Source organism: Oleiphilus sp. HI0061 (assembly GCF_001635675.1).
On sequence record NZ_LWFE01000831.1, the window covers coordinates 1 to 203 of the forward strand.

At 43.8% G+C, this 203-nt stretch carries 1 pseudogene; it reads right to left on the reverse strand.

Features of this window, described 5'->3' with window-relative positions:
* Positions 1-203 (reverse strand): annotated as a pseudogene (locus A3735_RS30740) (MFS transporter); the annotation flags it as partial.

Sequence of the window (203 nt, forward strand, 5' to 3'; positions counted from 1 at the left end):
CGGCAGGTTGGTACACTTTAGGAAGCAAAACCGTACCTGCGACAAATAGAAAGTTCCAACCAATACCTAGCAACACCAATCCAAGCCAATAATGCATCACATTCTGACCTGAAAGCGCTATCATCAAACACACCGTATAAGCTGCCAAACCAGCCAGCATCAAGCGATATTCACCAAACTTTGAAATCAGATATCCACTCACT